Origin of the sequence: Cyanobium sp. LEGE 06143 (assembly GCF_015207535.1) — a bacterium.
Classification (GTDB): Bacteria; Cyanobacteriota; Cyanobacteriia; order PCC-6307; family Cyanobiaceae; genus NIES-981.
The window spans coordinates 1-3981 of record NZ_JADEWP010000206.1 but is presented as its reverse complement, the minus strand read 5'-3'; the positions used below and the strand labels follow the sequence as shown (position 1 = coordinate 3981).

7 protein-coding genes are annotated in these 3981 nt (G+C 67.7%); 2 read left to right on the top strand and 5 right to left on the bottom strand.

What is annotated here, in order from left to right:
* Window positions 1-344: 344 nt before the first annotated feature.
* The 4 genes from IQ216_RS12210 to IQ216_RS12200 form a co-directional block, all read right to left on the bottom strand.
* On the bottom strand, window positions 345-557 hold the full coding sequence (locus tag IQ216_RS12210; protein WP_193815673.1) for a type II toxin-antitoxin system HicB family antitoxin: 213 nt from the start codon (window positions 555-557) through the stop codon (window positions 345-347).
* A 169-nt stretch (window positions 558-726) separates the two neighbouring features.
* Window positions 727-879, bottom strand: coding sequence for a type II toxin-antitoxin system HicA family toxin (locus tag IQ216_RS14790; protein ID WP_370566742.1), 153 nt, complete (start codon window positions 877-879; stop codon window positions 727-729).
* Window positions 876-1085: a type II toxin-antitoxin system HicB family antitoxin gene (locus IQ216_RS12205; RefSeq protein ID WP_193815672.1), complete on the bottom strand. Its 210-nt coding sequence runs from the start codon at window positions 1083-1085 to the stop codon at window positions 876-878. The genes IQ216_RS14790 and IQ216_RS12205 overlap by 4 nt, the downstream gene beginning before the upstream one ends.
* A 195-nt stretch (window positions 1086-1280) precedes the next feature.
* Window positions 1281-2165 carry a class I SAM-dependent methyltransferase gene (locus tag IQ216_RS12200; RefSeq protein ID WP_193815671.1) on the bottom strand — a complete coding sequence of 295 codons (885 nt, stop codon included), beginning with the start codon at window positions 2163-2165 and terminating at the stop codon, window positions 1281-1283.
* 37 nt (window positions 2166-2202) lie between these two features.
* On the opposite strand from IQ216_RS12200, the gene IQ216_RS12195 reads away from it, so the two are divergent.
* A complete protein-coding gene (locus IQ216_RS12195; protein ID WP_193815670.1) occupies window positions 2203-2475 on the top strand; it encodes a hypothetical protein in 273 nt (90 codons plus the stop codon).
* 7 nt (window positions 2476-2482) lie between these two features.
* On the opposite strand, the gene IQ216_RS12190 is transcribed toward IQ216_RS12195, so the two are convergent.
* Complete coding sequence (locus IQ216_RS12190; protein WP_193815669.1) at window positions 2483-3670, bottom strand: hypothetical protein; 1188 nt, start codon at window positions 3668-3670, stop codon at window positions 2483-2485.
* Window positions 3671-3770: 100 nt separating this feature from the next.
* Between IQ216_RS12190 and IQ216_RS12185 the strand changes: the two genes are divergently transcribed.
* Window positions 3771-3981: hypothetical protein (locus IQ216_RS12185; RefSeq protein ID WP_193815668.1), on the top strand; the 211-nt coding region annotated here is incomplete at its 3' end.

The window sequence follows — 3981 nt, the reverse complement described above, 5'->3', positions numbered from 1 at the left end:
TCGCGCCTCGTGCGCTTCTTGGCCGTGGTCTGCTCGTAATCACCGAATCCGAGCTGCTTGCTGCCCATGAACCCAGTCCGCGCCTGCGATTACAGGGATATTTTCGCGCGGATGGCTCGGGTTTTCCAGAGCCTCCTTAACTGGATTTGAAGTCCTATAGGGGACAAGTTGGATCTATTCCTTGCAGGGGATGAGTCTTGTCCCATGGGGCCCGCCTTCCGTCACAGCTTGGCGACTTGCAGCAGCAAACAGTGTCGTCGCTGGAGAACGCCCCACAGCGCTGCACGATTGCCAGCCTCTACCGCCTGATGACCGCTTTGGGGGCTCTACTTCAAGGAGTTTCGCTACACCAGCACGGTGGCCACGCTGGAGCGCACAGGCGGCTGGAGCTGGGCATCGGCGACAAGGCCTTCGAGGTGAAAGGCAATGGCGTCACGGATCTCAGCGAGCACGTCATCAGGCGTGGAACCTGTGACCACACAGCCGGGCAAATCGGGCACATAGGCAGAGAAGTTGTGATCGGTTTCTTCGATCACAACGGCAAAGGCTTGGCTCATGGCAGGGGCACTCCGGATTGTCGGGCAATGCTTTTGAGGGTGCCGTGTGGGCCGGCGTGGATAGTTGTACTGCCTGCTCCAAGGCCTTGATCACAGCGCGGATCTTCACCCCAATGCACAGGACGCTGGTCACAAGCACTGTCGGCTGAGTTGGCCATGAAAATCCTGCTCAGGGGCGTGGAATGCCCAGGTCAGTGCAGATCTTTCGCACTAAATGCTCTTTGATTTCGTTGTGCCGGGGTATGGCACTGCGCCTGTTGAGCTCGGGTTGGTGCCACCAGGAGTGGTTGCCGCCCTCGCGCAATAGGTCCCGGCGCTTCACAAGGCCAGCGCCAGCTCCTCGTAGCAGCTGCCGGCGGCAGCGCGGGCTTCAGCGCGGTTCATCTCCAGAGCTTCCTGCAGCACCACCTTCAGCGAGGCCAGCAGCCCTTCGCGGGTGGACTCCTGGGCATTCACACCAGGCACCTCTTCCACCCAGCCTATCCACCAGTCGCCGTCCTGCTTCACAACAGCGGTGTAGGTGCTCACAGGCGCAGCCTCGGTTGGATCAAAAGCATTACGACAAGGCTAATCAGCACGCCGGGGAGGTGTTCGCATGAAAATCCTGATCACCAGCGATGGATCCGGCGCTGTCTGGTGAGGCACGCTCTGGAGGTGCACCGTGAAGGCACGGACTTCGCTGATGCCCTGCAGCTGAATGGCCCCCACTGCCGCGAGCACCGCTCAGCGCCGGGCCACCAGCACCATCACGGCGGGAATCTCCTGGCCCAGCACGCCGTAACTGGGCGCGGCGATCCAGTGGATGGTGGGCTCAAGGAAGCCGCAGGCACGGGCTTGGTCGAGCAGGTCCCAGCCGGGGATCTGATACACGAGGCTGCCCTGGTCAGGATCCACGGGGTTGCCGTGGAACTCGGGCTCGCTGAGCAGCTCCGCCTCGGCCGCCACGCCGGGGGAGGCCCCGGGGCGATGGCGCGCCTTCACGATCGTGTCGATGCGGTTGTAGGCGAATGGGAAAGTGGTCAGCAGCTGGCCGCCGGGACGCAGGATGCGCACCATCTCCGCCAGGGCGGCGGGCAGGTCGTAGAGGTGCTCGAACACCTCGTTGCACAGCACCAGATCCATGCAGGCGTCAGGCAGGGAGAGGGCACAGAGGTCTTGATGGGGAAGGCTGCGGCGACGGCGATCGGCGGGATCGGGCAGGTATTCACTCAGAAGGGCGCGGGGAAAGAGGCGGCGCAGCAGCTCGGCAAAGGGGGTGACGGCCTCAGGGCAGTAGAGCTCCAGCTCCTGGATGGGCGGCAGGGTGCCGCCGGCGATCAGCTGCTGCAGCACCAGCAGCACGGCGCGATGCCGCGAGAGGCAGCCGTTGTGCTCCAGGGTTTCGCGGTAGTTAGGGCCGTTCAGCCGCAGGGCGGCGGCCGGCACCACGGCACCGCTGAGGGGATCGAGGATGCCGTTGAGGGCCATCAGACGCAGGGCGTCGCGCACCTGGGAGCGCCAGAGCGCCGTAGTGCGCTGGAGATGCTCCTGGAAGGCCGGGAAGCTGGTGAAGGTCTGCCAGTCCACATGCAGAGCCTGGGCCGGCAGGGACGCTGGGATCACCGTCACGGTTGTTGATCGGCAAACCTTGCTTAAGGTATCGCTGATGAGCGAGTCCAACACCAGCACGGGTGTCAGCACGGCCAGCGACCCGAAACAGCTGGAGGCTGAGGTCGCCGGCCTGCGGCTGCAGCTGGAGGAGGCGCGGGACGACGCCGAACTCAACCTGCTGATGCTGCAGCAGGTGCAGGAGGAGCTGGAAACCTATTTCCTGGCGCACCAGGCCCAGGAGCAGCAACTGGGGCGGCATCGGCAGCAGATGGCCCGGGCCGAAACCCTGATCCAGGCCCTGCTGGAGCGGCTGGAACAGCAGGCCTGAAGCCTCTTCAGGCCAGAGCGAAGCGGGCCTCATAGTCGCTGAGGCGTTGGCTGCAGGCCTCCAGCTCCGCCAGCGGATCGCCTCCTTCAGCGGGGCTGGCTGTGACTGGCTGGGGCACGGGATGGCCGAGGCCCTGCAGACAGGCGGCGGCGCGATCCAGCAGCAGGCTGAAGGACTCCGCACCGGAGCCATCCGAGGGCTGCGCCGGGCCCGGCTCCCGGCTGGCCCCCAGCCGCTCACGCAGGCTGCGCAGGGGCTGCCACTGGGGGTCATCGGCCAGCAGGCGCTCCAGCAGAGCCGAGGCAGCCGCAGCGTCACCGCCCTGGGCCAGGCTGCGCACCTGCAACACACCCGGCCCGCGGCGGGCCTCGCGGCAGCGTTGCTCAAAGATCGCCACCGGGGACCCACCACCGGCCCCGGCGGTGCGGATGGCCTCGGCCCAGGCCTCCAGCGCCTGCTCCACGGCGCCGCGTTCGAGGGCGTGGCGGGCGCTCACGTCATGGAACCAGGGGTTGGCCAGGGCCTGCGCGGGCGGATCGGCCAGCCAGCGGCCACTGGCCTCCAGCTCGCCGCGGGCGAGGCAGAGATCGGCGGCGCGGATCCTGGCCAGATCCCACTGGGGGCGACAGGAGGCAAGCCGCTGCCAGTAGCGACAGCTGGCGGCGGGTTCGGCGGCGATTTCGGCATCGGCCACCAGCCGGGCCAGCGCAGGCTCGAACGGCGGGTCCAGGGGCGCCGCCCCCGGCAGCGCGCTGGCCCGGCCAAGGATCAGCAGCGGATCGCCGAGCTCCGGCTCCAGGGCTCGGCGCCAGTCGGCCTGGATCTGGGGCAACAGCTGCTGCCAAAGGTCCTGGGGATCAGGATGGCGCCAGGCACGGAACCGCGCCGCCAGAGCCTGGGCCTGCTGGCCGCGGGGGCTGGCAGTGGCCTCGGCGCTGGCCTCCGGCGCCGGCCAGAGCCCCCACACATCGGGCACCAGGGCGAGAGCGGGATCGAGCCGGTCGGCCTCCAACAGGGTGTGATCGGCCTGGCGGAGATCACCAGCGAGCAGCCAGGCGCAGGCGAGCTCCAGCGCGGCCGTGGCATTCCAGCCGGCAGCGGAACGCCGTGCCTGGGCCTGCTGGCTCAGCTCCTCAGCGCGACCTCGGCGGCCCAGCTCCAGCAGATCGGCCATGGGGGCGGCAGGCGAGGCCATCTGGCGGCATTGTGCAGCAACCAGCCAAGGCCTCGCCGTACGATCCGCACATCTGATGTCGGCAGCCCGATGCCCAGCTCATCGTGCTGCTGAGCCAGCGGTGAGCTCACACGGCCTGCTGGTGATCGTGGATCCGGCCTACGCCAGCACGGTGGGTCACCACGGCGAGGTGAACCGGCCGCTGCTGGCGGAGCTGAACGGGGCGGGCTGGCGGGCGGAGCTCTGGGCGGATGTGGCCCTGGAGGCTGAGCCCACGGCACCAACGCCACTGAAGGGGGTGTTCAGCGGCTGCGGCTATGGGGATCCATCCC

Coding starts and splice junctions, on each gene's coding strand:
- IQ216_RS12210 (WP_193815673.1), bottom strand. CDS start 557: ATGAGCCAAGCCTTTGCCGTTGTGATCGAAGAAACCGATCACAACTTC.
- IQ216_RS12195 (WP_193815670.1), top strand. CDS start 2,203: ATGAGCGAGTCCAACACCAGCACGGGTGTCAGCACGGCCAGCGACCCG.
- IQ216_RS12190 (WP_193815669.1), bottom strand. CDS start 3,670: ATGGCCTCGCCTGCCGCCCCCATGGCCGATCTGCTGGAGCTGGGCCGC.